Genomic DNA, 2,466 nt, shown 5'->3' on the forward strand with positions numbered 1-2,466 from the left:
AATCGGAGATAGCTCTAGCGAGGGAGTTAAGCAGATAACAAATCATAAACAACCAAAAACAACTGTGTCTAAGATTTATTTATTCTTAGCTTTGTTAAAGTTATTGGTTGATTTTGACTAACAATTCTTTTTTTATAGTAAACTGTAAACGAAAAAATGGAACTTTCAAATGGCTATTAAGAACATAAATAGATGATGAAATTGGGGTTGGTGAAATTTTTTAGCTTTGTTTATGCGAGCAAATTTATTAGCGCTTTATCGATGCTAAGGCTGTTCCCATTTATTGATTGGAGCGCCAGATGGCGACTCCTACGGGATGAGTGAGACCGATAAGCCATCACAGCCACGCGCGTAAGCGATGGGTGATGGCTTATCGCTCACCCCGAGGAAAGCATCCGGCTGGTGCGAAAAATCAATTCTACTCTCTGATCTAAGATTTCTTTGGATCATAAATCAACCTCAACCTTTAACATACCCTTATTCTTTAACAATTCTCTACATGAGCTAAGTCTGGTATAGGGTACTTCACTTCCGAAAAGTTATGGATTAGCAACTCTTCTTTTATCATTTGTCCTGTTCTTTTATCTATAGTCTTTCTCCAAATCTCGTTTTGACGAAAGTTTTTCCCGTTTTGTTTTAAAAAATGATGATTTCTTTCATCAATATGATATGAATATGGCATTTCTTCTTTGGAGAAAATGGCACCCTTCAAATGTTTATCCGTTACCCAAACCTTTATTTGAAATGAGCTAGGAGTCGGATTATAAAATCGTAAATCAACGTAATTGTAAAAAACACTGGCTCCACTACCAAAAGGAAGCGTACGTCCCGAATCAGGAAAAGGATCAAAGCTATGATGATGTCTTTCGGTAACAACAAGAGGTGTGTGTAGCACCATCCAATATAAGAGGTTTGCAAGCTGACATATCCCACCGCCAATTCCCTTCTTCACCTCTCCTCTGGAGAGCTGCATACCTTCAATATAGCCTTTTGCTTTTGTAGTTTTTCCAACAAGTCTCCAAAAGGAAACAATCTCACCAGGTTTGATGATGATTCCATCTATTTTACTAGCAGCAATCTTCAAGTTTGTTATTTTATTTTCTTGCAATTGAGGGTCGCTTTCACCTAATGTCCTTCTCAGCAATGATTGGTGTTTTTTGCAAGTGTATTGAAATGTGGTTGACAGTAACTTGCTGGTAGCTAGCTTTTGCCCATCTTTTAAATTAATTAGTGATCTGACTAACCTTTTCTGCTGGATTCGTATGTGATAGAAGAGTGGATGGAATTCAGATAGTCTCAATTTTATTTTCCTCCCTGCTTTTTACTTGAAGTTTTTATCATGAAAAAGCAATATAAGTTATTTACTTATTTTCTCCATTCAGGCTGTATAATAGAAAAAATGAAAGCATCATGGGATTCGTTATCTTGATAAAGATAGTCTTTTAAGACACCTTCTTTTTCAAAGCTCAATTTTAAAAGTAAAGAGAAGGATGCCTCGTTTTGAGGAAAGGTTACTGCTCCTATACGAAAAAGTTTTAATTCATTAAAGCAATAATCGATTACTGCTTCTACAGCTTCAGTCACAATTCCTTTTCTCCAATGGGCGGGCAATAGCTCATAGCCGATTTCCGTTCTTTTGCTATTTAAGGATAGGTTATTTAACCCTACCGTACCGACTAATTCACCTGTTTCTTTCCAAACTATTCCCCAACGCATGGATCTTTTTTGCTCAAACCCATTTGCAAAGGATTTTACCATTGCTGCTGCTTGGTCGACGCTAGTTAATGGGGACATTCCGTAATATTGAATGACTTCTTCATTGGAAAAAATGGAGTAAATGCTAGCCAGGTGCCCTTCATTTATTTCTATTAAATTTAATCTCTCTGTCAAGAATACTGGAAAATTCATTTTTATATCCCCTTTTCTAAAATTCATATAATTTAGCATAACTGTAATTATCTATCTATTCAATTAAATTATATGTTAGGATATGTTTAAATAAACGGTTTCTTTAGGGGGGATTAGATGGAACAACCAACAATATTAGTATCTAAGCTTACACCACCGATTCCTTCTTCTAATTACATGAGAAGGTCCTCTCTAATTAAAAAGCTAAAAAGTAAAGCAGATAAAAAGGTATGTCTTTTACATAGTGGTGCAGGATTTGGAAAAAGCTCTGCTCTTGCTCAATATTTCTACGATACAAAGGAAGCGTTTTCATGGTATTCAATATCCGAGGAGGACGATAATATTCTTCCTTTTCTACGGTATCTAGTGCATAGCATACGAAGAGTGGTTCCAACATTCGGGAGTAGTCTACTAGAAGACAATATTCATTTCATATACCCAAAGGAGACAGAGTTGACTAGGTGGTATTCTCTATTTTGTAATGAACTAGCCTTAATTAATACACCTTTTACGATTGTTTTAGATGATTATCATTTAGTTGACCATGTATTCCATATA

The 2,466-nt window shown here is 35.7% G+C and carries 2 protein-coding genes and 1 pseudogene; 1 reads left to right on the plus strand and 2 read right to left on the minus strand.

Translation table 11 applies throughout. The annotated features are described in order from the left end of the window. Positions 1-484 precede the first annotated feature (484 nt). The gene (locus AC06OU_RS09125) at positions 485-1,300 is read right to left on the minus strand and encodes a VanW family protein (RefSeq protein ID WP_475855336.1); all 816 of its coding nucleotides are present in this window, start codon (positions 1,298-1,300) and stop codon (positions 485-487) included. 65 nt (positions 1,301-1,365) lie between these two features. Continuing rightward, positions 1,366-1,908 carry a GNAT family N-acetyltransferase gene (locus AC06OU_RS09130; protein WP_475855337.1) on the minus strand — a complete coding sequence of 181 codons (543 nt, stop codon included), beginning with the start codon at positions 1,906-1,908 and terminating at the stop codon, positions 1,366-1,368. A 117-nt stretch (positions 1,909-2,025) separates the two neighbouring features. Here AC06OU_RS09130 and AC06OU_RS09135 point away from each other — a divergent pair. Further along, positions 2,026-2,466, plus strand: a pseudogene (locus tag AC06OU_RS09135) (BTAD domain-containing putative transcriptional regulator); the annotation flags it as partial.

The organism is Psychrobacillus sp. (assembly GCF_056205495.1).

What these genes read in the sequence shown, in the direction of transcription:
- AC06OU_RS09130 (WP_475855337.1), bottom strand. Translation starts at nt 1,908, where the DNA reads ATGAATTTTCCAGTATTCTTGACAGAGAGATTAAATTTAATAGAAATA.